This is a genomic window from Candidatus Aegiribacteria sp., assembly GCA_021108435.1.
Classification (GTDB): domain Bacteria; phylum Fermentibacterota; class Fermentibacteria; order Fermentibacterales; family JCC-6; genus Aegiribacteria.
Window position 1 is genome coordinate 1 of sequence record JAIOQY010000170.1, and the last position, 22,934, is coordinate 22,934.

Below are 22,934 nucleotides of genomic sequence, written 5' to 3' on the forward strand. Positions count from 1 at the left end.
GAGGCTTACTTCAGGAGGAGAAACCGCGGTTCGATCCTGCGTGGTCATCAGATAGCCTATCCATTTTATGGGGACACGCAGCAGAGCCTGCATGTCCCCATTGCGCTCTGGTGCATGTCCCCATTGGGCGATGTTTTGTCCCCGACTCCTTGACGCATCATAGCCTATATCACTAGATTTCAGCGTTATTACAAATTGCGCCATAGTATTGATAACGGCTGTCAAAGTACAGTTCACCGGTGAGTACCGGTGAGGTTATCGTACCGCGATAAATTCGTGAGGCGCAGAGACACGGAGGTTGCTTAATGTCAAGATACCGCGGTCCGAAACTCCGCAAGATCAGATCCCTTGGGCCACTGCCGGGACTTACTCGAAAAGAACCCGCAAACCAGAATCCACCAGGAGAGCATGGCGGAAGATGGCACAGAAGGCGTGAATCCACTTACAGGCTTCAGTTGATAGAGAAACAGAAGATCCGATTCAATTATGGTCTTTCTGAGAAACAGCTGCGCAGGTATTTCGCCAAAGCCGCGACCATGAAGGGTGAGACAGGTCATAACCTGCTTCAGCTTATCGAGCGCAGGCTGGACAATGTAGTGGCAAGATCCGGTTTCGTGAGGTCAATACCCGCTTCTCGTCAGCTTGTTGCACACGGTCATGTTACCGTGAACGGAAGAAAAGTTGATATCCCTTCATTTTCAGTGAAGGTTGGAGATGTTGTTTCTCTCAAGGAGAAAAGCAAGAAACTCAAGGTGGTTGAAGAAAACATAACCGAAGGGGCTGGAATCGGTATTCCTGCTTTCATGGATGTTGATCCTACTGCAAGAAAAATCATCATGAAGATGCTTCCGTCAAGGGAAGATGTCCCGCTGGAAGTTGATGAAAGAATGGTTGTTGAGTTCTACTCCAAATAGAAGATTGTAATTAGCTCGCAAAGAGAGAGCCCGTGGAGCGCTGACGCGCTCCACGAGCTATTTTTTTATTCCATGTCCATGTAATCAAGAGTGACAAACCAGTAATATCCGTCGACATCGACCTCAACATCCCAGAGGGTGTATGTGTCGCCGTCTTCATCCTCGACGCGGATGTCGTAGGATCCTGGATCAACCCATACTGTGATTTCATCATCCTGTGCAAGGGTTTCGATACCGAGACAGTCATCGCCCCATGCATCACTTTCCGATGGGTCAACGTAGACAAAGAAGATATCCCATTCGCCGAGATTATTGGTTATTACAACAGGTGCGCTACCCTCACCTGTTTCAAGGATGAGCTGCTCACCGAATTCCTCTTCATCCCATCCGGTGTCAATATCTTCCAGGGTTACATTCCAGATGTAACCTTCAGGTCCTATCTCAACCTGCCAGAGAGTATAGGTATCGAGGTCTTCATCTGTAACCATTATATCCCATGAGCCCTCGGTGATCTCAAGTGTAAATGATTCACCCGGAGCGAGTATTTCATCCTCACCGAGTTTATCTTCACCCCAAGGAGAATCAGAAGGGTCAATCAGTATGGAATAGATATTCCATGCTTCAAGTCCATTAGTAATTGTAATTTCCGGTAATGTTTCCTGCTCCGGAGCCTGAACTTCTGCTTCCTGTTCCTGCTGACCGCAACCCGCAATCATTACGAGAGCGAAAATTCCCAGCAGAACTGCTGCTTTCCTCATCAGGTATTTCCTCCTGTCATATTTTCCGGTTTACCGAACCGGTACGGTATTCAGTTATGAATATTTCTCAGTAAAAAAGTGAATTGGGAATTAATAAATATCCCCGTGTTCTACAAATTTGAAATAAGATCCTTCAAAAGCTCTGTCCAGACCATTTCTGCACAACTGCTCAAGGTCAAGCTTCCATATTCCATCCTCCAGAAGCATGGTATACTCCATTGATGAAACTGTAACAGTTGCTTTGTTTCCCTGCACGAAAATAGTAGTTACATTCCCATTAAGGTTAATATATTCATTATACATCACGGAAAGGAGGTCAGATCCGGAAGTATATTCTGTTAGTCCCTGCTGCTCCAGATCCTCAGCAATCGTGTCAAGGAAATCCATTGTAGAGCAACTCACCATATCAGCCGCGCTATTCCAGTCTGCATCCTCGAAACACTGAATTGTCGAATTGAAGGCAGAAAGAACCTCTTTTTGTTTCGATGACCACCCGCAGGAAGCAGCGGCACATAACAATGAAATGAATAACAGATTGAGAAAGAATGCTTTTCTCACATTATCCTTCCGATAGACCAATATATACACTATAGTCTGTCAGATGAAGCTGCCCGCGTCAATTGCCTCTGCTGTTTCTCATATGATATCGTGTTATTATTCATGAAAACCTTCGGGGAGGTTTACTCGATGGCGGAAATTGCTGAAAAAGAAGCTCAGTTGAAATTTCCATGGACTGGAGAGCTTGACTCGGTTACCGGAATTCCACCAAGAAATGCTCTGGATCACAATCTTCCTCTGCTGCTTCGCTTAATGGGACAAGAAGCCATGCCTCTGTCGGTAATTATGATTGATATAGATCATTTCAAGAATTTCAATGATCGATGGGGGCATGATATCGGAGATCGAGTTCTCAGACATGTATGCGGTATTATCAGAAAAACAGTCAAGTATAGAGGAGAAGCTTACAGATACGGTGGTGAAGAGATAACCATTCTTCTTCCGAATGCATCTAGAGATGAAGCTATGGCTACTGCGGAGCATATTCGCGAACTAATATTCGGGAATCCGCTTGAATCAACCGACGGAACTTCCACGGAATCCTCAGAGGTTCCACTTGCTGTGACCGTCTCTCTTGGAGTCAGCACATTTCCGGATGTTGCCGGCAGCGAACTTCTTGTTGCTGCTGATCAAGCTCTATATGTCGCGAAAAGGGAGGGGAGGAACAGGGCGGTATTCTTTGACAGCACCGACAGAGATGACAGTTCTGCAGTTACTGTGAATGTAAGATTTCCAGAATCTTCATCCATCAGCGAGGGAAGTTACATAATTCTAACCAGGTGGTTCAGGCATAGAGGTGAATTAACTGAGATTGAAGCCAGAGAGATATCAGATCCCGGCAGAGGAGTCAGGGAATTTGCTGAAGGTCCCGTTCCGCCAGGCGGCCCTGTAACCGCAGAGATCCGGGGGAGAGTAACTGCCGTGGAACGGCGCGGTAACTGTACATTCTTCAGTTTTGAAGTAGAGGCAGAAGTTCTCAATCTGATGTTTCATCATCTGAGAGATCGGGAGTAATGAGTTCCATTGTCTGCGGTGCGGCATGGACTGGACCGAATGATCGGCTTCTTCCGGCATCCCTGATCGAATTCTCCGAAGGGAGGATCACCGGTATTTCTTCTGCTCCCGATACAGAATCGAATCTTTTCATTATCCCCGCATTCGTTGACGCTCACTGCCACTTCACATGGTCTGGACTCCAGGGTCTTTACCTTGATCTGGAGTCTGCCGGATCTTCCGGTGATTTTCTGGAGATGCTTGCATCCGAAGTAAAGGATGAAAAGACCGGAGGAATTCTCAGAGGATGTAACTTTGATGAAAGCCTGTGGTCGGATTCCGGACTTCCTTCACTTGCGGAACTGGATGCTGTAACAGGAGAACGGCCGATTTTCATCAGAAGGGTCTGCTGTCATAAGGCTCTTGTGAATACGGCGATGTTAAAGATGCTGCCATCCGGTTGCGAAGGTGTTGACTGGAGTTCAGGTGTTATCCGTGAAGGAATTATTGTTGGATTTGAGAATCTGTACCAGCCTGAACCACAAATTCTGAGAGAGGCAGCACTCCTTGCTGCCAAGCTTTGCTATTCATCCGGTGTCACTGCTGTATACAGTTTCGAACATTTATTCTCGATAGAGGCTCTTGCCCGGAACAAACCCACTGTGAGAATGTCAGTTTCTGTATTCGGAGAAGACTCGGAAATACTTGAGAAAGCTATGAAGGACGAATCAATTGACCTTTCCCGTTTGCGTGGACTGAAGTTCTTTCTTGATGGATCACTCGGGGCAAAGACAGCTGCCGTGAGCGGTACATATATTGATGGAACTGTCATGAATCCGCTTATGAATGATGAACAGGTACTTGAATGTCTCCTGCTTTCAGACAGGCTCGGGCTTACACCTTCCTTTCATGCTATCGGCGCGAGAGCACTGACGCAGATTGACAGGACAGGCACGCTCTATTTTGAGAAAACCGGGCTGAATGGAATTCAAGAGATAAGAGTGGAACATGCGGAGGAACTTCTTCCAGCATGGCCGGGAAACTGGGATCCATCCATGTACTCATTCATAATGCAGCCGAATTTTGTGAAGAGGTGGCAGCAGGGTGGGGGATTGTATGAAAAAGCACTCGGCAGAGAACGAGCTCTGAAACTGAACCCGTTCGGACTTCTTGAGCGGTCGGGGTTCTCTCTAGGTTTCAGCAGTGACGGCATGCCATTCGGGCCTCTCAGAGGTCTTCAGGGAGCAACGGATCATCCTTCTGATGAATTCAGGCTTGACATCGATACGGCTCTTAATGCTTATACTCTTGGAGCAGCATCAGTATGTGGTTTTGATGATCTTTCCCTGCGCCTTGGCAAAGGAAGGATAGCTGATATAACAGTATTGTCCGATAACCCTTTCAGAACCGCATGGGATGATATTCACGTTGTGGCCACTTTTCAGAACGGTGAGCTTGTATATGGATCGTCTGATATTCTGGAGGAAATATGACCAAATCGGTAGACTGGTCAGATCATGTTTCAGTAGGAGAATTCATTGTACGGAATGCGCTTTTGGAAGATGCTGTGCAGAATGATATTACAACCGATGTTCTGGAACCTGACAAAAATGATCTGCAGACCTGCATGGTAGTCCCCCGCGAGGGTCTTATAGTGGCAGGCTGGTTTCTGGTTAATCAGGTTTTTGACTCAATTGCTTTGATGTTTCGATGCCGCCCGATCGAGTACGTACAGTATATCAAGGATGGATCATCTGCCTCCTCCGGGGAATCACTGGGACATTTGAGAGGTTCAGCGGGGGTTCTATTGAGAGGAGAGAGAGTTGCCCTGAATCTGCTTTCCCATCTCTCAGGGATTGCTACCCTTACATCAAAATATGTTCTTGCGGTACAGGGAACCGGAGTAGAAATCCTTGACACGAGGAAAACCACCCCCTGTCTCAGAGCACTCGAGAAATACGCTGTAAAAGTTGGAGGAGGCGTCAATCATAGATTTGACCTGTCAGAACTTGCAATGATCAAGGATAACCATATTGCTGTTGCCGGTGGCGCGGGAAACCTTCACACCATAATTATGAAACTTCGGAAAAAAAGCCTGCCTGTAGAAATTGAAGTTGATTCGCTGAATCAGCTCAAGTATGTGCTTCTCGAAAGACCGGAAAGAATCCTTCTGGACAATATGACGCCGGGTATTTTAAGGGACGCGGTCAGTATTGCATCAGGAAGCGGCTGCTATCTTGAGGCATCCGGAGGAATTACATTGAAAAACATTCGTGAAATCGCTGAAACAGGAGTTGATGGAATATCCTCCGGAACTCTGACACATTCGGCGAAATCCGCGGATATAGGATTTGATTGGAAGAGTAAATGAAAAGGCTGGTTCTTGATATAGGAAACACCCGGACATCGGTCGGTGTGTTTGTAGATCGAATTCTTGATGTCCAGTGGAGAATAACAACCACGCACTGGACCGCTGATGACCTCTGGGTAATACTGAGATCACTTCTTAAGACAGATGACTGCGATCTGCCTGACAGAGTAGCTTTTGCCTGTGTAGTTCCGCAGGTGAGACATTCCGTCCGCATTCTATCCAGACGGTATATTGGTGTTGAAGCTCTAGAAGTAACTCAGGATTCATCCGGAATTGCGATCGATTACAGATTCCCCCATGAAATAGGTGCTGACAGACTTGCCAACGCAGCTGGAGCTATAGCACTCGGGACGCCACCCGCGATAATTGCGGATTTTGGTACTGCAACGACATTCGATGTGATAAACGGGGACGGCACCTACCTTGGCGGAGCTATAGCACCAGGAGTTGGTACTGCTGCTGGAGAGCTTTTCAAGAAGGCTGAGAAACTCAATCCAGTTGATCTTGAGTTTCCTGAATCCCCGCTTGGTCAAAGCACATCCGAGGCTGTCTGTTCCGGAGTTCTTCTGGGAGCTGTTGGAGCTGCGGATTACATTGTTGATAAACTGAAGAGTACGGTTGAAGGTATTCCGGAATTATGGGCAACAGGAGGATGGGCGCCTGGAATTGCAGGGAAATGCAGAAATAATTTCAGAGTATATCCGGAACTTACTCTTGTGGGAATTGACCGTATAGGTGAAAGGGCAGAAAATGAATGAGAGAATATTACTTGGAATAACTGCGAGTGCGGCTGCTTTCAAAGGAGTTGCTCTTGCCTCTCTTCTGCGGAAGGAGGGTTACGAAGTTGACGGAATACTATCAATGAACGCATTGAAATTCGTTTCAGATACACAGCTTGCATGTGTTACAGGAAGACCTGTATTCAGCACTCTCTTTACCGATCAGCCGGGTGATCCAGTACCCCATATATCTCTTACCGAAGAATGCTCGCTTCTGGTTGTAGTGCCGGCAACGGCAGATTATATCGCGAAAACTGCAAACGGTATTGCTGATGATCTTCTAACCTCGGTATTTCTCGCTAATGAAGCACCGGTTGTGATGGCTCCCTCAATGAACACCAGAATGTGGTGTAATCCCGCTACAGTTGAGAATGTATCGAAGTTGAGAAATCGTGGTATTACCTTCGCAGGTCCCTTAAAAGGTCGTCTTGCGTGCGGGACAATGGGGGAGGGCAGGATGATGGAACCAGTGGAAATACTGTCGATCTGCCTGAGGATGCTTTCCGGTAAAAACTGACATGGATCCATTACCTACTCTGAAATGGACTGGTGATTCGCTTCGTCTGCTTGATCAGCGTGAACTGCCCGGCAGCGAAGTGTATATTGATTGCAGGGATATAGAATCTCTTGTTTCCGCTATCAGGACTCTTGCAGTCAGAGGAGCGCCTGCTATCGGAATAGCTGCAGCTTACGGAGCAGTACTTGCAGCGATAACTACAGATTCCGGTCCTGGTTTCAGAGAGGGATTTAAGGCGAAACTTAACAAACTGGCGGGAACCAGGCCTACCGCTGTGAATCTTTTCCACTGTATTGAGATACAACAGGATGTCTTCCGCAAAACGATCTCCAGAGAAGACGCAATTGAGGCTCTTCTTGAATCGGCTGATAATCTCCTTGTAGAAGATCTGGACGCCAGCCGGAGTATAGGGCGCCTTGGAGCTGAACTGCTGAAACCCGATTCAGCAGTTTTAACCCATTGTAATGCGGGCGGACTGGCCACAGCCGGGCTTGGTACCGCTCTTGCAGTCATTTATGAAGCATGGGATCGCGGTCTCTTAAGGAAGGTCTACGCTGACGAGACACGACCTCTTCTGCAGGGTGCCAGATTGACATCCTGGGAACTTGCTCGTACCGGTATTCCTGTTGATGTCCTTCCGGATTCCGCTGCAGCTTCACTTATACGTGACGGCAGGATTGACGCAGTGATAGTCGGAAGTGACCGGATTGTCGCGAATGGAGACATCGCGAATAAGATCGGCACATATCCGCTGGCACTTGCGGCATCAGAACATGGAGTTCCATTCTATGTAGCTGCTCCTCTTTCGACCTTTGATCCTTCAACAAAAACAGGTGCGGAAATCGTCATTGAACAAAGAAGCAGGGCTGAACTTTCATCATTTGGAGAGAGGCAGCTGCTTCCGGAGAGTGCGGGATATTGGAATCCTGCGTTTGATGTTACTCCGGCAGCCCTGATAACTGCAATTATCTGCGAGAAAGGTGTTGTCTCACCTCCATACGGAAAGACTGTGAGAAGCATTCTGGATGGAGTTGACATGTTTCTGTAAGTAGGGTACACTAACCTTGTCAAAATCGCGGATTAAGAGAGAACTTGTCTGATCAAGTTCGATAACGAATATTACCGGATGCGAATCATGATCAGATACTATAAAATCAGCGTGTGTAGGGATTCTGTGTAAGGAGGTACTTTTGGGCAGCACAATTGGTATTGACCTGGGAACGACGAATTCCTGTATGGCAATATACGAAGCTGGAAATGCGGTTGTAATACAAACCGGTGAAGGACCCAGGGTTATGCCTTCAGTTGTTGCATTCACACCGGCGGGAGACAGGCTTGTTGGAATTGTTGCCAAAAGGCAGGCAATTACTAATCCCAAGGATACAATAACAAGTGTTAAAAGGCTTATAGGAAGGAAATATGAAGAATTGTCTTCGGAAACCTTCAATGTATCCTATGATATAGTACCCAATGAAAAAGGTGATGCGGCAATTAAAATCAGTGATGGTAAAATATACACTCCGCAGGAAATATCATCCATGATTCTTCAGAAAATGAAATATCGAGCTGAGGAGTATCTCGGAGAAGAGGTATCGGATGTCGTCGTCACAGTCCCCGCTCATTTCAATGAAATTCAAAGAAAGGCAACAAAAGCTGCCTGTACCATTGCCGGATTAAACGTAAAGCGAGTACTGAACGAGCCCACCGCCGCTGCTCTCGCATTCACTGACGCTGTAGAACGAAAGAAAATAGCTGTTTTCGATTTTGGTGGAGGAACTTTCGATATCAGTATCCTTCAGGTAGTTAACGGCATATTTGAAGTTAAGGCAACCACAGGTAATACTCAGCTTGGCGGTGACGATTTCGACGCTCGACTTGTGGATTGGATCATGAGTGAATTCAAGCGTGAGAAAGGTATTGATCTCCGTAATGATCCGGTTGCTCCTCAGAGGGTTCGTGAAGCCGCGGAACGGGCAAAATGCGAACTGTCAGCAGCACTTGAAACATCAGTGAATCTGCCTTTCATAGCTTCGAGTGAATCCGGTCCGGTTCATCTGGAAATGTCAATTACCAGAGGTCTGTTCGAGGGTCTTATTAAAGATCTTGTAGAAACCACCAGACCTTTATGCAAACAGGTCTTGAAGGATGCCGGTATTTCTCCTGATGATCTTGAAGTTGTTGTTCTGGTTGGAGGTTCAACCAGAATTCCTCTTGTTAGACAGATTGTACAGGAATCGTTTGAGCAGGATCCGGTTCACAGCGTAAATCCTGATGAAGTTGTTGCGATGGGCGCAGCCATAGCCGGTTCTGTCGTGTCGGGTCAAAGGAAGGATCTTGTCCTTCTTGATGTGACCTCTCTGACTCTTGGGGTGGAAACTCTTGGAGGAGTAATGGCTCCGATTATAACCAAGAACAGTCCGCTGCCGATAAAGAGAAGCAAGATGTTCACGACTGCTGTTGACAACCAGCAGATTGTCGGGATTCATGTTCTTCAGGGAGAGAGAGATCTTGCTGAAGACAATAGAAGCCTGTCAAGATTTGAACTGGTTGGTATCAACCCCGCGCCCAGAGGGGTTCCCAGAATAGAAGTATCCTTTTCTATTGACGCAAACGGGATACTCTTCGTTAACGCGAAAGATGCTGTAACAGGCAAGCATCAGGAGATTAAGGTGAATCCCAGCGGCGGGCTTTCGGATGAAGATATCAGGAAACTTATGCGTGAAGCAAAGCATAATCAGGAAGCTGATCGTGATCGGATGAAACTCATTGAAGAAAGGAATTTTGCCGATCAGCTCATATACGAGTCAAACCGGATACTCAGAACCAGAGTTGACAGCATAGATGTATCTTTATACAAGGAACTCGAAGATTCCCTGGATAAGTTGCGGAATGAACGAGATGGAACGAATGTATCCGGTATCGAGCAGGCAATGAAAAACATGAACTCGACTTTAACCATAATCAAGAATATGCTTCAAATGGTTGAATCTCTTGAGGATAAGGACGCACCGGACGATTTCGTGACACTTGATAACAAACCCGAGGATGATATACAGGATAAATAGTACTTTTTCAGGAATTCTTCACGGGATGAATGTTCTTATGTATATTCTCCGTTTGGACAATGATTCATGAATCCATGCATCATCTGAATCCTGATAAGATCAGTGCTCAGATCTGAACAGGAACTTTTTGAATTTGAAAAATAGAAAACATTACGGATGTGAAAATAATGAGTAGGAGTCCCTATGAAATCCTGGGTGTTTCAGGGAACGCAGATCAGGATACTATTAAAAGAGCCTACAGAAAACTGGCCCTGAAGTATCACCCTGATAGAAATCCGGGAGATATAAGTGCAGAGGACAAATTCAAAGAGATAACCAAGGCTTATGAGATTCTCAGTGACCCTGAGAAGCGACAGATCTTCGACAGGACCGGATCCTGGGACGGCACACCGAATATGTCGGATTTCTTCAGCGGATTCGGTATGGATGATGCTCTGAGAGCATTTCAGGATATTTTTGGTTTCAGCAGATCCAGAGGACCATCTCCAGGAGCAGATATCACTTTTGATGTTGATCTTGATTTGAAAGATGTTGTGACCGGAACCGAACGGGAAATCAGTATCTGGCGCAAGGAGCATTGCAGAATGTGCGATGGAACAGGCGCTGATCCATCGGAGGGTTTGGAAACATGCAGCAGTTGCGGAGGGCAGGGAAGGGTAAGAACCGTAAGAAGAACTCTTCTTGGAGCTATGCAGTCGGTGGTTATTTGTCCATCATGTAACGGGCGTGGAAGAATCCCGAAGAAGGTTTGTTCCACCTGCAAGGGCTCCAGGCTTGAATCCAGAGAAAGGAAAATAGTCGTAGATATTCCTGCCGGTATATCGACAGGTCATTTCATCCGGCTTCGAGGGCAGGGACATTTTCCCGAGAACGATGGTCCTCCAGGGGATCTGATCCTGAGGATAAGGAAAATTGACTATGCTGAATTCATCAGAGAGGGTGATAATCTTGTTTACAGAACTAAAATTTCGTTTCCGAATGCTGCGCTTGGAACAGAAATAACGATTCCCGCCATTGAAGACGAAGCAAGAAAGATCAGTATTCCAGCCGGTGTTCAGCCAGGTGAGAAATTGATTATCAGGAAGAAGGGTATAAGAAGACTGAAAGGATTCGGCAGAGGAGATTTGATAGTAATTGCTGACGTATATGTACCCGAGCAGCTATCCCGTAAGGAGAAGAAAACTCTCGAGGAGCTGAGTAATTCAAAACACTTCAATCCATCAAAATGAATAACTCTCTCCTCCGTCTTGAATATCATCTTGTACTCGAGGAGATCGCCAATCGAGCGATCAGCAGCATGGGTAAGGAAAAGGCGGAAGCGCTGCAGCCAGGGTGGAATTCCGAGACATCCTCAAGACTTCAGGCGGAGACCGAATCCGCGTCTTTCATTCTTGAACAGGGCATACACCCTCCATCCGGAAGCCTTGATGATCTGAAAGAAATCACTGATTCAATCGATTCCGGGATTATCATCTTCAGCCCTCGAAAACTGAGAAATACAGGCAATGCCCTCAGAGACATGGATCAGTTCGTCCGGTCTCTTGAGGAAATTTCGATTGAGAGTAAAAGAATACTACATCTTCAGTGCTATTGTGACCGTATTCCCCGCCTTTCGAAACTATCAGGAAGATTACTGAGAATGACCACTCCGGAAGGGGATCTTTCCCCCGATGCGTCCCCGGAACTTACCCGTCTGAATAAAAAAGCTGACAGGCTTGAGCGAAATCTGTCGAAGCGGATTAACAAGATTTCAGTTTCTCTCTCGCGGGATAATATCATTCGTGATTTTCCACCCACACTGAGGGATGGACGATATGTCCTTCCGGTGATCTCATCAAGAAAACGCGAGGTTAAAGGTATCGTTCATGATCGTTCTGATTCGGGTGAGACAGTATATATTGAGCCATCTCAACTTGTTGATGATGGAAACTCGCTGAGAGAAGCCCTGCTTGATCTGGACTTCGAGAGAAGAAAAATACTCAGAGAGATTTCACTCTCTATCAGAGAACATTCAGATGAACTGAGAGCGGGAACAGAGGCTGTTTCCACTCTTGATGCCATTTTTGCGCGGGCTTCGTATCATAAGGATCTAAGAACCGTATTCCCATCCGAGGGATCGCTTTCATTACTCTGCCTGAAGCATCCTCTCATTCCTTCTGAGGAAGTGATTGAGAATGATGTAAGGCTGCCGGAAGACTGGAAGGCTCTCATAATAAGTGGTCCCAATGCAGGTGGAAAAAGTGTTCTACTGAAGGCAATCGGTCTTGCGGTTATCTGCGCGCAATCCGGTATCGGAGCATGCGTATCCACAGGTTCTACAATACCGTATTTCAACAGGATTCACGTTTCTATCGGAGATCAGCAATCCATTGCGAACCATCAGAGTACGTATTCCGCACGATTGCGGGAACAGCTGGATATGCTGAATGATCACGGGTCTGGTGGACTCGTGCTTATAGATGAACCCGCAGCCGGAACTGATCCACTTACCGGTTCTGCTCTTGCTGCTTCTTTGCTTGATCATCTGGCTGACGCGGATAACAGACTGGTTGTTACAACACATCAGGGACAGTTAAAAAGTCTGGCCCACGGTAAACCGGGTTTTTATAATGGCTGCATGAATTTTCACGAGGATACTCTTGAACCTGATTACACTTTCACCTTTGGAATTCCAGGATCTTCTTTTACGCTTGAGATTGCCAGGAAAATGAATTTTCCAGCCGGTGTTCTTGAAAGAGCGGAGACGCTCTCAGGGGATTCATTCAAACTTGACAGGATGCTTGAAGAGATTGCATCGATAAGGAGTGAGATTCAGCAGAGATCGGAGGAACTCGACCGTGAGCAGGAGAAGGACAGACTTATCAGAGAACGTATGAATATGGATCTGGAATCTTCAAGGACGGATCTTGAACGTACAAAGAAAAGAATTGAAGAGCAATCGAAGGAGTGGGAGCGTTCAATCAATTCGCAGGCTGATGCTCTGCTTTCCAGACTGGCAAAAACTGAGACTGCACAGGAGAGACGAAGCATCAGATCTGAAATACGGGAGATTTCCGGATCCTCATCAGGTATTTCGCTGAAGGATGAATGTAAGAAATCAAAGGACAAGAATATAGTACCGGGTGAATGGGTGACGGTAAAGGGATGGAGCGGAAAAGGCATGGTCGAGGAGCTTGGAAAAGATCATGCGGTTGTGATACTGGGTAATCTCAGGCTGAAGAAACCTTTTTCTGATCTTTGCGCTACTGTTCCACCTGAGGAGAAACCGGTATCCTCTGACTGGAGTGTACCTGTTCAGACCAGGATTGAACTCAATCTGAGGGGTATGTCCGCTGATGAAGCTCTTGCGGAGCTTGACTCTGCTCTTGACGACAGCATCGTTGCAGGTATTCCGCAGATACGCGTAATTCACGGCAAGGGAAAAGGTATTCTAATGAGGGTGGTTATTGACAGCGCGAAAACTGACAGGAGAGTTGCGTCGTTCAGACAGGGAAGACCGTCGGAAGGCGGAACTGGTGTTACTATTATTATTCTTAACCCCCCGGAAGAATCATAATGCCCGATGCAGGCCATGGTAGAGGTTATTTTTCAAATGAATCTATTGAAAGAGTAAGAACAACTGTTGATATTGTCTCAGTTGTCGGAAGATACGTAGGTCTGAAACGTTCAGGAAGAAATATGAAAGGACTTTGTCCTTTCCACAGAGAAAAGACACCCTCATTTTTCGTATCTCAGGAAAGGCAGATGTACCATTGTTTTGGATGCGGAGCAGGCGGAGACGCATTTTCATTTCTGATGAATTATCTCGGATTCACTTTTCGTGAAGCTGTAGAGGAGCTTGCGACCGAGGCCGGTGTTGAACTGGAGACATCGGGAAGGGATACTTCCAGAACAGATGTGTTCACGGAGATACTCGCGGAGTCACACAAATTCTTCCGTGCTCAGATCAGAGGAAGTTCCGGCATTCAGGCAAGAGAATATCTTAAAAAAAGGGATCTTTCCGAGCAGACAATCGAGAAACTCGGTATCAGCTGGGCACCTGGCGGTAATCGGCTTTCCGAACATCTTCGAGGGAAAGGTTACTCGGAAAGTCAGCTCATAGAATCGGGAATCGCTCTCAGATCCAAAAACAGTGACGGGATATATGATCGTTTCAGAGAAAGGATACTCTTTCCAATCAGTGATCGAAGAGGAAGGATAATAAGCTTTGGTGGAAGGTATATCTCACAATCCTCCCCTGATATGCCTAAGTACATAAATGGCCCTGAGTCACCGATATACAGAAAGAGTGATTTTCTTTACGGTTACCGCGACGCTCTCATAGCAGCGCGAGATCTTGATATGATCATCCTTGTGGAAGGATACTTTGACCATTCGCGATTTGTAGAGGCCGGTTTTGATTGTGTTGTAGCAACATGCGGTACCGCTATAACTTCGTCACAGGCCAGACAGATATGTGCCATGTCATCCGACATTCTCATCTGCTATGATGGTGATAAAGCTGGTCAGCGTGCGGCAGTGAGAGCTGCTGAAGTGATTCTTGAACAGGGGCATCTGCCAGGGATCATATCGATTCCTGATGGCAAAGACCCCGATGATTACATCAGAGAAAATGGAGCCGGCGCAGTTCAGGAATTAACTGCGGGGGCTCAGGATCCAATTAGTTTTGCTCTTGGACTGCTTGGCTCCTGGTCCGGAATAAAGGGCTCCGGTAAAAAGGTAAAAGTTGTCAGAAGGCTCGCGGGGATTGCTTCAAGCACAACAGATCCGGTAATTATGGAAACATTGCTGAAAGTTATCTCTGAAGAAACCGGATATTCCTTAAAAACACTTGAGTCGCAGGTTTCAGAGGAAGACCGGAAACGCCAGAGATATACAAGCAGATTGATTAAGAACAATGAACTGAACAGATGGGATAAATCCATACTTGGATCGGTTCTCCTTGATCCGGATGGTTTCAACAGTTCGTTGCTTGAATTTCTTGAAGAGGGGGACTTCAAAGCGGACAGTGGGATCAGGATTTTCCGTGAGATCAAGAAACAGGCAGAGGAAGGTGCTCAGATATTTCAGCTTTCAGGACTCGATACTGAAGATGCATCTGCCTGCAGTGAAATCATTACATCATTCCCGGATCAGAAGGATAAATCAGCCAGAGACAGTATTGAGAATGCTGTGAAGCGTTACAGACTGGAACAGGAGTTAGACCGGTTTAAAACCAGATTGAAATCCGCCGGCGATAACGAGATTGCTGAATTAAAGCAACAGATATCAGAAATCGGTAAAAAGCTGATAAAAATGTAGGTGGTGAATAATTTCCAGGTGTCAGCAGCAGAAGAAAAATCGAAGGATAGATCTGAACTCAGGAACTCTTTTCTTTCGGGAAATTGATATTGTCCCATCAATGAATCCAGAGGAGGAAAAAGAACTTGCTGAAAGTCAGGAGAATGTCAGATTTGTTATGCTGGAATCCATTCTCTTGATACCACTTGGCCGAAAGGATTTCTTCGAGCCTTTCAACAGATTATTGAAGGGTGAGATAGTTGAAGAAGGAGTTGTTGACAGGTCATTCTGGGGGATAAAACATTTTCGTTTACCCTATTCGCGGAGAAAAGGAATGAAACTGATTCTCAGCAGAATGAACAATCGATACCAGAACCGTGACGCGGTACGAAGACTTCATCTGTCATGGTTCAGAGTGGAGTGCATAGGAAAGGAACTGTTCAGTAGAATAGAAACATGCAGACTGCTTGTCAGTCGGATGAAGGAGCTTACAGATCTGCTTGGGGAGGATGTTACAGTCGCGCGAATGAGAGCTCTGGAATTCTGCAAAGCGTCAGACTCCTTTGAACGAGAAACCTATAGAGCCTGGAGCATCTATCCACAGTTAACAGCAATACGTAATGAACTTGATCTGATAGAGGTGAATATCGGAGTGGGTATTCATGACTATATCACATTTGCTCAGCATTTCTATCGAGCATTCGAAAAACATAATGAAATACTTGAAAGATTTGTTGAAGCAAATCTCAGATTAGTTGTTACAAAAGTACGGAAATACTTTCCATGCGACGCAATGGAGGAGATGGATCTTGTTCAGGAGGGTTGCAGGGGGCTCATGGATGCTGTCAGGCGTTTCGAATACCATAGAGGATATAAATTCTCTACTTTCGCTGTGTGGTGGATAAGACAGGCAATCCTTAAAGCGATACTCCGTCAATCCAGGCTTATCAGGCTTCCTGTATCCATTTTAAAAGCAAATTCGTCCTTCCGGGAATATGTTGATGATTTTACTTCGGACAGCGGCCATCCCCCTACAATCGATGAACTGGCGGAATTAGCAGGGGTTGACCGTGATGAAATTGAACAGATATATCTTTCCACAGCGCGGCCATTATCCCTGGATCACACTACCGGTGAACAGGATGCGACTATCGCGAATTACCTTGAAAGCAAATTTCTGATGCCTGATGAGGAAGTTATCGAGAACGATCTCAGAGAAAGAATTGATGCCGTGCTGCTCTCGCTATCCGATAGAGAGAAAACGATTATTACATTACGATTCGGATTATTCGGTGGTGAATCCTATACTTTGCAGGATCTGGGACGAATTTTCAGGATCAGCAGAGAAAGGGTGAGACAGGTGGAATCCAGAGCTCTTGATAAATTGCGAAAACACGGACTGATTACTTCCATATCATACGGAAATACAATATGAAAACCGTTATGCTTGCAGTAGTTCTGCTGCTGTCTGTATCCTGCAGGAGCATTGATGAGACTTCTGATGATACAAGATTTGTTGTTCTGGGGCCTTCTCTTGTTGAGATCATGTATGTTGCCGGGCTGGGGGACAGAATCGTAGCAGTTGACAGGTATTCGGAATGGCCGCAAATTGTACAGGAATTACCTTCAGTCGGCGGATATGTAGATCCTTCACTGGAACGGATATCCTCTCTTTCACCCACCTCTATTCATGTCAGCGGTATCAGTCCTGTACTTCATGAACTTGCGGAAGTACTTGATATTCCCTGCTACTCTTACCGTTTTGATACACTTGAAGATGTATTTGCAGTACTTGATTCTCTTGATGCAAGGTATGGAGCGGATGCAAAGAAGTATAAGAATGAGCTTGAGATTCGGCTTGATTCCCTCCAGTATTTAATGGAAAATACCTTACCTGTTTCCTGCATGATTGTTGTTTATCATGAAAACGGTTCTTCCAGCATGACAATTGCCGGTAGAAATACATTTTTCGCAGATCTGCTTTCCGCAATGAACTGCGAAATAGCAGCGCCTTCTGCCGGAGCCTGGCCAATGATATCCGCTGAGGGAGTGCTGGAAATGGCACCCGATCATATAATATGTCTGTATCCCGGACGAACAGATACAACGGCTGTTATTACTTCGGAGAACGACTTCTGGGTTGATTTAGGATTCGAGAAATCAAGGATTCATTGTCTCTTTGAGCCATATATCATGATTCCCGGAGGAAGGCTCGTGGAAATTGCTGAGAGGATATGTTCTTGTCTGCTCTGAGATTGGATGACGTTTCCGCTGGATACGGCACCAGACCTGTACTGTCCGGAATCAATCTTTCCATATCTTCAGGCGACATATGCGGGTTGATCGGTCCGAATGGTTCAGGGAAATCGACACTTCTTCGCGCAGTTCTCAATCTGGGAGTCACTGTTTCAGGGACCATTGAAGTATGCGGCATAGAGACATCTGATCTCTCGGATAATCAGCAGGCAAGGATTGTATCATACCTTCCTCAGAATTTCAATCCTTTATCCAGGCTGACTGTAGCAGAAACAGTTCTCCTTGGCAGGCACCCCTATAGAGGAAGATGGGCATTTGACTCTTCACATGATCTTGAAGTTGCCGGGGAATGCATGCTGGAAACGGACACATTGCATCTAAGAGACAGGATATTCTCGGAACTCTCAGGGGGAGAAAAGCGGCTGGTTCTGCTTGCTTCAGCGCTTGCTCAGGAGCCAGAGCTGCTGCTGCTTGACGAACCCGGGTCATCTCTGGATTTCAGACATCAGCTTAACATGTGGCTGCTTCTTAAAAAGCTGTCAGACAAAGGGATTGCCGTGCTGATCAGTACTCATGAGGTTGCACTTGCCGGCAGATATCTTGATTCCGTGCTTGTGCTTTCCAACGGGAATGCCAGAGCATTCGGCAGACCTGCTGATGTATTCACAACGGAGATTCTTTCGGAGGTTTTCGAAGTTCATCTTCACGTATCGGAGGATACTGAAACCAGATCATGGATAATTGTGCCGGAGATGAAGAAATGATGGCCTCAGGAAGAAAACCGTCAACCGGATTCTGGATTCTGCTGATACTGGCGATAGTTATTGCCGGTGTTATCTCACTGATGGTTGGTCCAATGGGTGATCCGCCGGGATGGGTGGTATTCCGCTTAAGACTGCCAAGATTTGTACTTGCTCTTCTTACCGGCAGTGCTTTATCCATTTCCGGATGTGTTCTGCAGTCACTGCTTCGCAATGATCTCGCTACTCCTTACACTCTTGGCATATCCGCAGGAGCAGGACTTGTTGCCGGTTCTTTCATTATATCCGGGTTTGCTATCCCTGTTATTGGTCTTGTCGCGGCAGGAACCGCAGGAGCGCTTCTTGCGGTAATCGCGGTTTATGCTCTCGCATCGGGAGGCGCAAGGGGAGAGTATGGCGCAACTCTGCTTCTTGCCGGGGTTACAATGAACCTTATTGGGGCTGCTATACTTCTTCTGTTTGAATATTTCAGTGATGCATCCAGAATACTCGAGATCGTAAGATGGATGATGGGAGATCTTGCAGTGATCGGATGGGGAAAGCCACTGTTTCTGATTCTCCCTGCGGTTATCGGAACGCTGATAGTATTTTCGCGAACCGATGTGCTCAATCAGATATCGCAGGGTGATGATCTGGCTTCAACAAGAGGTGTCTCGGTCAGGAGAGAACGCAATCTTCTTCTTTTCGCAGCGGCTGTCCTGGCCGGCTCTACAGTGGGAACCGTTGGACCTGTTGGATTTGTCGGATTGATCGTGCCGCATATCATGCGCAGATTCGTCGGGGCTGATTACCGGTATCTCGTACCGGCTTCAGCACTAGGTGGAATGCTTTTAATGGTTCTTGCGGATTCGTTATCCAGGATTGTCGTGAGTCCTGCAGAACTGCCTATCGGCATTGTCATGTCACTACTTGGAGGTCCATTCTTCCTGGTTGTTCTACTCAGAAGCAGCAGAAAGAAATAGTTGGTTGTGGATTTTACGTACTGTTATTATCGTCAGTCAGATACGGAAAGAACAGATATCTGATATTGTCAAGAGAATCTTCAATCATATACGGAACAGTCTGAGCATATGTATCCAGTATTACAATGGCATTCAGTACGGAGTCTGCCTCGCTTGCCGCTCGAAGTCTTTCGGCGATCGCGCAGTTAACCTGCTGAACATTCTCATATAACTGTGTAAGGCCCTGGAGGCTGAAATCAGCCTGTTTCCCCTCTTTTTTCATGAAGTACTGTGACAAAAGATACATTGATGTGACCCTGTAAGCGGTTTCCTCTCCGTTAGAGAGAGACAGATGAAATCGAGCCATCGGTTTAAAGAATGCAGTATGCGGACAGCCGCTGGAAGCTATAACAAGGCCCATAAGAGAACTGAGACCGCGCTGAGCGGTTGTCTTCTGTGATATGTGTCTCTGACTGGTTATCACGTCCAGATAGATATCATCATATGAAATAACACGATCAAAACGTTGAACGATACTGACAAGGTTCAGAGCCAGCGGGCAATACGGATGTGTATTGCTCTTGAGGGGACAGTTGGGACATTGATGGAATTCCAGATTTACCCATTCGGGCAGGTTTTCCGGAACATTGCCGATAATCTGAAGATTCAGGGCATCCAGTTCGATCTGAAATGTTTCCAGAGTATCATCCGCAAGCCTGAAGCGGTACGTAATCAGAATATTATTAATTTCTACTGATCCTCCATCCGCTCCCGTTCTGCCTTGATTGAATCCTCGACCGCCTCAGCGTACTGCTGCCATTCCTCCCTGAAATCGTGAATTTCACTTGTCTCTCTCATATACTGAATGATATTGGTCATGCTGAGTTCCTGATGTCCTTGCTGAGCGGCAATATAAGTCATTAGTGTCATATTCGGATTTGCCGGTGGAACCTGACGTGAAAGAACTTCTGCAAGTACACAGCTGGTTCCGGTGCTGAACGGTCCAATAACCTGGAATTCAGGCGCGATAATGGCTGCTTCCGCGAATTCCACGGAAGATAGGATTCCATACACGGCATCCGGATCAAATTCAGCATCAGTTCTGATTTGTGAAGCGGTGAAAGGAGCTGTAGTATATATTGGCAGTGATTCAGATGCTGCCCATGCTCCAAGGTTGACACCGCTTAGATGGATTTCATCAAGTGCCTCAAGAGCAAGAGTTCTGGATATTTCTCTTCTGATGGAGTACATTGTCATTTCCTGGAGAGTTCCGGAATTGACTGCTTCTTCGTAACCGATTGTGTCCGATGGATAGAATTCCAGCCTGCGAACAAGTGTGAATGCTGGATAGCCACCCCTGTATCCAGGGGAATAGAAAATCGGTCCAAGTGAATCCGACCAGAGTGTATCCGTCGCAAAGGTAATTATCTCCTCTGTAATACTGCCTGTTAGAGGTGTATCTTCCTCAACCAGCATCTCACCAAAATCGATAACCAGAAGAGAATCGCTGATATTCGGTATGCTGCTTGCAAGAATATCTTCCATCTGCTGTTCTACAGTCCACATCATACTTCTTATTGTGGAGAACTGAGGTAGAACAGGTATTTCCCAGCTTCTGAGGTAGAGAGTGTCATCAAGTATTTCAGATGAAGTTAAGACGGAATCAAGAAGGAGAACATGGTAACTGCTGATAGATGGGTTGTTTGAGTACATCCCCAGGAATGGAACGGTTCTCTGTCCCTCTTCAGGAATAATGCCGTCTCCGTAGTATTCAAGGAACTGCGTTCTTGTCGCAGTGATGGGAGATCCTGCTGTTGCATACGAAAGAGAATCGAGTTTTCCCGCTGCGAACTGCAGGTCATCTTCCTGTGGTGCTATCTGGATTGTTACGAATCTCAGCAGCGATCCGGCAGGCCTGGAAAACATTGAAGGATTAGTATTATAGAATTCTTCAAGTGCATTTTCATCCGGAATTGGTGGAATGGTATCAATGATAACATATCTGGCGGTTATCTGCCCCTGGCTGTCAAGAAGAAGGAAATTCACCTCTTCTCTGGAAGCCATACTTACCATTCCTGAAGCCAGTGGGAAGCGTCGGGCGTCTCCACCTGCGTATGTCTGATAGAGATACTGCTGGTACATTCCGGGCTGTTCGGATTCAATCATATCAATGTATTCTTCAGCGCTCATGCCGCCAAGATCCTGCATTCCAAGTTGAGCGGCTAGAAGCGCTTCAGCCTGCCCGATTGTGAAATGAGTCCAGTTTCTGCTATTCAGATAGATACCTTCAAGTTTGCTGTTTATCAGTTCTTTGTAGGCTTCTTCTGTTATGACTGCGCTCATGAGAAGAAGCATCGATTCAGGATCGGGATTTCCGCTCTGCTCAAGCATCTGTCTGTAGCGAAGATTCCAATTTTGCAGCGCAGCCTGATACTCATCCGGCATGATTTCTATGCCATCAACTGTCGCAATAGCGCGTTCGAATGGGTTAGTCGGTCTATTATCTCCCTCGCCCATTCCCCACCGGAGAAAAATGAGAGCGACGAAGATGACAATGGTTGCGATCAGGAATATTTTAGCATTATCTCTGAGCCAGGTTAACATGTTATTTCCCCTAAACTGGATTGATTTTAGTAAGATGCAAAAATACATTCGTTTATTACATTCTGCAAGGTTTGTTCGGGTCAGCGTACAGGAGATAGCCTCATGAAGATCAGCAGGTACATCGATATGGAGAATATGGTTCTGGAAGCAGACGCAGGATGCATATTTGCTGTATCCGGTCCTGACATTTATCAGTCAACTCGTCTTCAGAAACTGATGACTGAGAAGTTCGGGAACGAACTCAAATATGATATAATCCGGTTTGACGGCGGTGAACTTCAGGAAGGCGACCTTCGCAGATATATTCTCGAGAACTCCCTCTTCGCGCCCGGGAAGCTTCTCATTATCTCCAGATGTCATAACATCGGGAAAGCTGCTCAGTCTGAATTGATGCTTTCCATCGATGAGGGGCTGAAAGATTGCGCATTGTTTCTTGTATCCCTGAAAACTCCCAGAGAATCAGCCGTCCTTCGAAAACTGGAGAAGAAAAGAATACCGTTCTATATCTGTTATGAACCCTATGAAAGAGAAATACCAGGATGGACAACCAGGCTTGCATCCCTGGAAAATATCAAGCTGAGTCGGGAAACCGTTCAGCTTCTCGCCGAGTATTCCGGAAGAAATCTTGGAAGAATGTCCGATGCTATCGTAAAACTAGCTTTGTATCACGGACCCGGTTCAACAATTGATAGAAATGGTATGCTGGAAGTATTATCAGGTAAGGATAAAGCTGATATTTTCCATCTAGGAGATATGATCTTCGGTAATCGGAGAGGGAAAGCCATTGATGCCGCATGGTCGCTTCTGCGGTATGGTGAGGATCCAGGCGGACTCATATCCTTTATATTTGGTCAGTGGCAGAAGGTTGTGCAGGTAATGGAAATTGTTGAGAGCGGAGGTGGAAAGAAAGAAGTCGCAAATGAAACAGGGGCAAGATTTCCACTGCTGGATAGGTTAATGAAATACTCTCGAAGTGCTTGCAGAGTTGATCCAGCTGTTGCTGCAGAAGCTTTTGCGGAAGCTGATAGAGCAATAAAAACCGGTGTTGATCAACTGGTTTTGCTGGCTCGATTAATCTTCACCTTGACAAGCGGTCATTCATAGATAAAAATTGAACTTGTATGTATATTTGAATTA

20 protein-coding genes are annotated in these 22,934 nt (G+C 46.2%); 16 read left to right on the forward strand and 4 right to left on the reverse strand.

The features are described from left to right. The first annotated feature begins 305 nt into the window (after positions 1-305). Positions 306-914, forward strand: coding sequence for a 30S ribosomal protein S4 (rpsD, locus tag K8R76_09275; protein MCD4848370.1), 609 nt, complete (start codon positions 306-308; stop codon positions 912-914). Positions 915-979: 65 nt separating this feature from the next. On the opposite strand, the gene K8R76_09280 is transcribed toward rpsD, so the two are convergent. After that, entirely contained in the window at positions 980-1,672 is a 693-nt protein-coding gene (locus K8R76_09280) for a hypothetical protein (protein ID MCD4848371.1), read from the reverse strand. Between the two features lie 90 nt (positions 1,673-1,762). Then, positions 1,763-2,230 (reverse strand): hypothetical protein, encoded by a 468-nt coding sequence (locus K8R76_09285; GenBank protein MCD4848372.1) that lies wholly within the window; start codon positions 2,228-2,230, stop codon positions 1,763-1,765. A 129-nt stretch (positions 2,231-2,359) separates the two neighbouring features. Here K8R76_09285 and K8R76_09290 point away from each other — a divergent pair, with 129 nt between their 5' ends. The 14 genes from K8R76_09290 to K8R76_09355 all read left to right on the forward strand — a co-directional run bounded on the left by K8R76_09290 (position 2,360) and on the right by K8R76_09355 (position 19,214). Then, on the forward strand, positions 2,360-3,244 hold the full coding sequence (locus tag K8R76_09290) for a GGDEF domain-containing protein (protein MCD4848373.1): 885 nt from the start codon (positions 2,360-2,362) through the stop codon (positions 3,242-3,244). Continuing rightward, the gene (locus K8R76_09295) at positions 3,244-4,716 is read left to right on the forward strand and encodes an amidohydrolase family protein (GenBank protein ID MCD4848374.1); all 1,473 of its coding nucleotides are present in this window, start codon (positions 3,244-3,246) and stop codon (positions 4,714-4,716) included. The genes K8R76_09290 and K8R76_09295 overlap by 1 nt, the downstream gene beginning before the upstream one ends. Beyond that, positions 4,713-5,594, forward strand: a complete 882-nt coding sequence (nadC, locus tag K8R76_09300) for a carboxylating nicotinate-nucleotide diphosphorylase (protein ID MCD4848375.1) — start codon at positions 4,713-4,715, stop codon at positions 5,592-5,594. The genes K8R76_09295 and nadC overlap by 4 nt, the downstream gene beginning before the upstream one ends. Further along, positions 5,591-6,352 (forward strand): type III pantothenate kinase, encoded by a 762-nt coding sequence (locus tag K8R76_09305; protein MCD4848376.1) that lies wholly within the window; start codon positions 5,591-5,593, stop codon positions 6,350-6,352. The genes nadC and K8R76_09305 overlap by 4 nt, the downstream gene beginning before the upstream one ends. After that, positions 6,345-6,890: a flavoprotein gene (locus tag K8R76_09310; protein ID MCD4848377.1), complete on the forward strand. Its 546-nt coding sequence runs from the start codon at positions 6,345-6,347 to the stop codon at positions 6,888-6,890. The genes K8R76_09305 and K8R76_09310 overlap by 8 nt, the downstream gene beginning before the upstream one ends. Position 6,891: 1 nt before the next feature. Further along, on the forward strand, positions 6,892-7,938 hold the full coding sequence (mtnA, locus tag K8R76_09315) for an S-methyl-5-thioribose-1-phosphate isomerase (protein MCD4848378.1): 1,047 nt from the start codon (positions 6,892-6,894) through the stop codon (positions 7,936-7,938). 142 nt (positions 7,939-8,080) lie between these two features. Further along, positions 8,081-9,955: a molecular chaperone DnaK gene (gene dnaK, locus K8R76_09320; GenBank protein ID MCD4848379.1), complete on the forward strand. Its 1,875-nt coding sequence runs from the start codon at positions 8,081-8,083 to the stop codon at positions 9,953-9,955. A gap of 167 nt (positions 9,956-10,122) precedes the next feature. Then, entirely contained in the window at positions 10,123-11,184 is a 1,062-nt protein-coding gene (locus K8R76_09325) for a DnaJ domain-containing protein (GenBank protein MCD4848380.1), read from the forward strand. Further along, a complete protein-coding gene (locus K8R76_09330; GenBank protein ID MCD4848381.1) occupies positions 11,181-13,511 on the forward strand; it encodes a Smr/MutS family protein in 2,331 nt (776 codons plus the stop codon). The genes K8R76_09325 and K8R76_09330 overlap by 4 nt, the downstream gene beginning before the upstream one ends. Beyond that, positions 13,511-15,256: a DNA primase gene (gene dnaG / locus K8R76_09335; protein MCD4848382.1), complete on the forward strand. Its 1,746-nt coding sequence runs from the start codon at positions 13,511-13,513 to the stop codon at positions 15,254-15,256. Before K8R76_09330 ends, dnaG begins: the two co-directional genes overlap by 1 nt. 100 nt (positions 15,257-15,356) lie before the next feature. Further along, positions 15,357-16,670 carry a sigma-70 family RNA polymerase sigma factor gene (locus K8R76_09340; GenBank protein MCD4848383.1) on the forward strand — a complete coding sequence of 438 codons (1,314 nt, stop codon included), beginning with the start codon at positions 15,357-15,359 and terminating at the stop codon, positions 16,668-16,670. After that, complete coding sequence (locus K8R76_09345; GenBank protein MCD4848384.1) at positions 16,667-17,488, forward strand: ABC transporter substrate-binding protein; 822 nt, start codon at positions 16,667-16,669, stop codon at positions 17,486-17,488. The genes K8R76_09340 and K8R76_09345 overlap by 4 nt, the downstream gene beginning before the upstream one ends. Beyond that, positions 17,476-18,255, forward strand: a complete 780-nt coding sequence (locus K8R76_09350) for an ABC transporter ATP-binding protein (protein MCD4848385.1) — start codon at positions 17,476-17,478, stop codon at positions 18,253-18,255. The genes K8R76_09345 and K8R76_09350 overlap by 13 nt, the downstream gene beginning before the upstream one ends. Further along, complete coding sequence (locus K8R76_09355; protein ID MCD4848386.1) at positions 18,252-19,214, forward strand: iron ABC transporter permease; 963 nt, start codon at positions 18,252-18,254, stop codon at positions 19,212-19,214. The genes K8R76_09350 and K8R76_09355 overlap by 4 nt, the downstream gene beginning before the upstream one ends. A 13-nt stretch (positions 19,215-19,227) precedes the next feature. Here the strand turns inward: K8R76_09355 and K8R76_09360 are convergent, their stop codons facing one another. Beyond that, complete coding sequence (locus K8R76_09360; protein ID MCD4848387.1) at positions 19,228-19,677, reverse strand: hypothetical protein; 450 nt, start codon at positions 19,675-19,677, stop codon at positions 19,228-19,230. A 266-nt stretch (positions 19,678-19,943) separates the two neighbouring features. Further along, entirely contained in the window at positions 19,944-21,797 is a 1,854-nt protein-coding gene (locus tag K8R76_09365; protein MCD4848388.1) for a peptidylprolyl isomerase, read from the reverse strand. A gap of 102 nt (positions 21,798-21,899) precedes the next feature. On the opposite strand from K8R76_09365, the gene holA reads away from it, so the two are divergent. Then, positions 21,900-22,901: a DNA polymerase III subunit delta gene (gene holA, locus K8R76_09370; GenBank protein ID MCD4848389.1), complete on the forward strand. Its 1,002-nt coding sequence runs from the start codon at positions 21,900-21,902 to the stop codon at positions 22,899-22,901. Positions 22,902-22,934: the final 33 nt, after the last annotated feature.

What these genes read in the sequence shown, in the direction of transcription:
- rpsD (MCD4848370.1), top strand. Translation starts at nt 306, where the DNA reads ATGTCAAGATACCGCGGTCCGAAACTCCGCAAGATCAGATCCCTTGGG.
- K8R76_09280 (MCD4848371.1), bottom strand. Translation starts at nt 1,672, where the DNA reads ATGAGGAAAGCAGCAGTTCTGCTGGGAATTTTCGCTCTCGTAATGATT.
- K8R76_09290 (MCD4848373.1), top strand. Translation starts at nt 2,360, where the DNA reads ATGGCGGAAATTGCTGAAAAAGAAGCTCAGTTGAAATTTCCATGGACT.
- K8R76_09295 (MCD4848374.1), top strand. Translation starts at nt 3,244, where the DNA reads ATGAGTTCCATTGTCTGCGGTGCGGCATGGACTGGACCGAATGATCGG.
- nadC (MCD4848375.1), top strand. Translation starts at nt 4,713, where the DNA reads ATGACCAAATCGGTAGACTGGTCAGATCATGTTTCAGTAGGAGAATTC.
- K8R76_09305 (MCD4848376.1), top strand. Translation starts at nt 5,591, where the DNA reads ATGAAAAGGCTGGTTCTTGATATAGGAAACACCCGGACATCGGTCGGT.
- K8R76_09310 (MCD4848377.1), top strand. Translation starts at nt 6,345, where the DNA reads ATGAATGAGAGAATATTACTTGGAATAACTGCGAGTGCGGCTGCTTTC.
- mtnA (MCD4848378.1), top strand. Translation starts at nt 6,892, where the DNA reads ATGGATCCATTACCTACTCTGAAATGGACTGGTGATTCGCTTCGTCTG.
- K8R76_09325 (MCD4848380.1), top strand. Translation starts at nt 10,123, where the DNA reads ATGAGTAGGAGTCCCTATGAAATCCTGGGTGTTTCAGGGAACGCAGAT.
- K8R76_09330 (MCD4848381.1), top strand. Translation starts at nt 11,181, where the DNA reads ATGAATAACTCTCTCCTCCGTCTTGAATATCATCTTGTACTCGAGGAG.
- dnaG (MCD4848382.1), top strand. Translation starts at nt 13,511, where the DNA reads ATGCCCGATGCAGGCCATGGTAGAGGTTATTTTTCAAATGAATCTATT.
- K8R76_09340 (MCD4848383.1), top strand. Translation starts at nt 15,357, where the DNA reads ATGAATCCAGAGGAGGAAAAAGAACTTGCTGAAAGTCAGGAGAATGTC.
- K8R76_09345 (MCD4848384.1), top strand. Translation starts at nt 16,667, where the DNA reads ATGAAAACCGTTATGCTTGCAGTAGTTCTGCTGCTGTCTGTATCCTGC.
- K8R76_09355 (MCD4848386.1), top strand. Translation starts at nt 18,252, where the DNA reads ATGATGGCCTCAGGAAGAAAACCGTCAACCGGATTCTGGATTCTGCTG.
- K8R76_09365 (MCD4848388.1), bottom strand. Translation starts at nt 21,797, where the DNA reads ATGTTAACCTGGCTCAGAGATAATGCTAAAATATTCCTGATCGCAACC.
- holA (MCD4848389.1), top strand. Translation starts at nt 21,900, where the DNA reads ATGAAGATCAGCAGGTACATCGATATGGAGAATATGGTTCTGGAAGCA.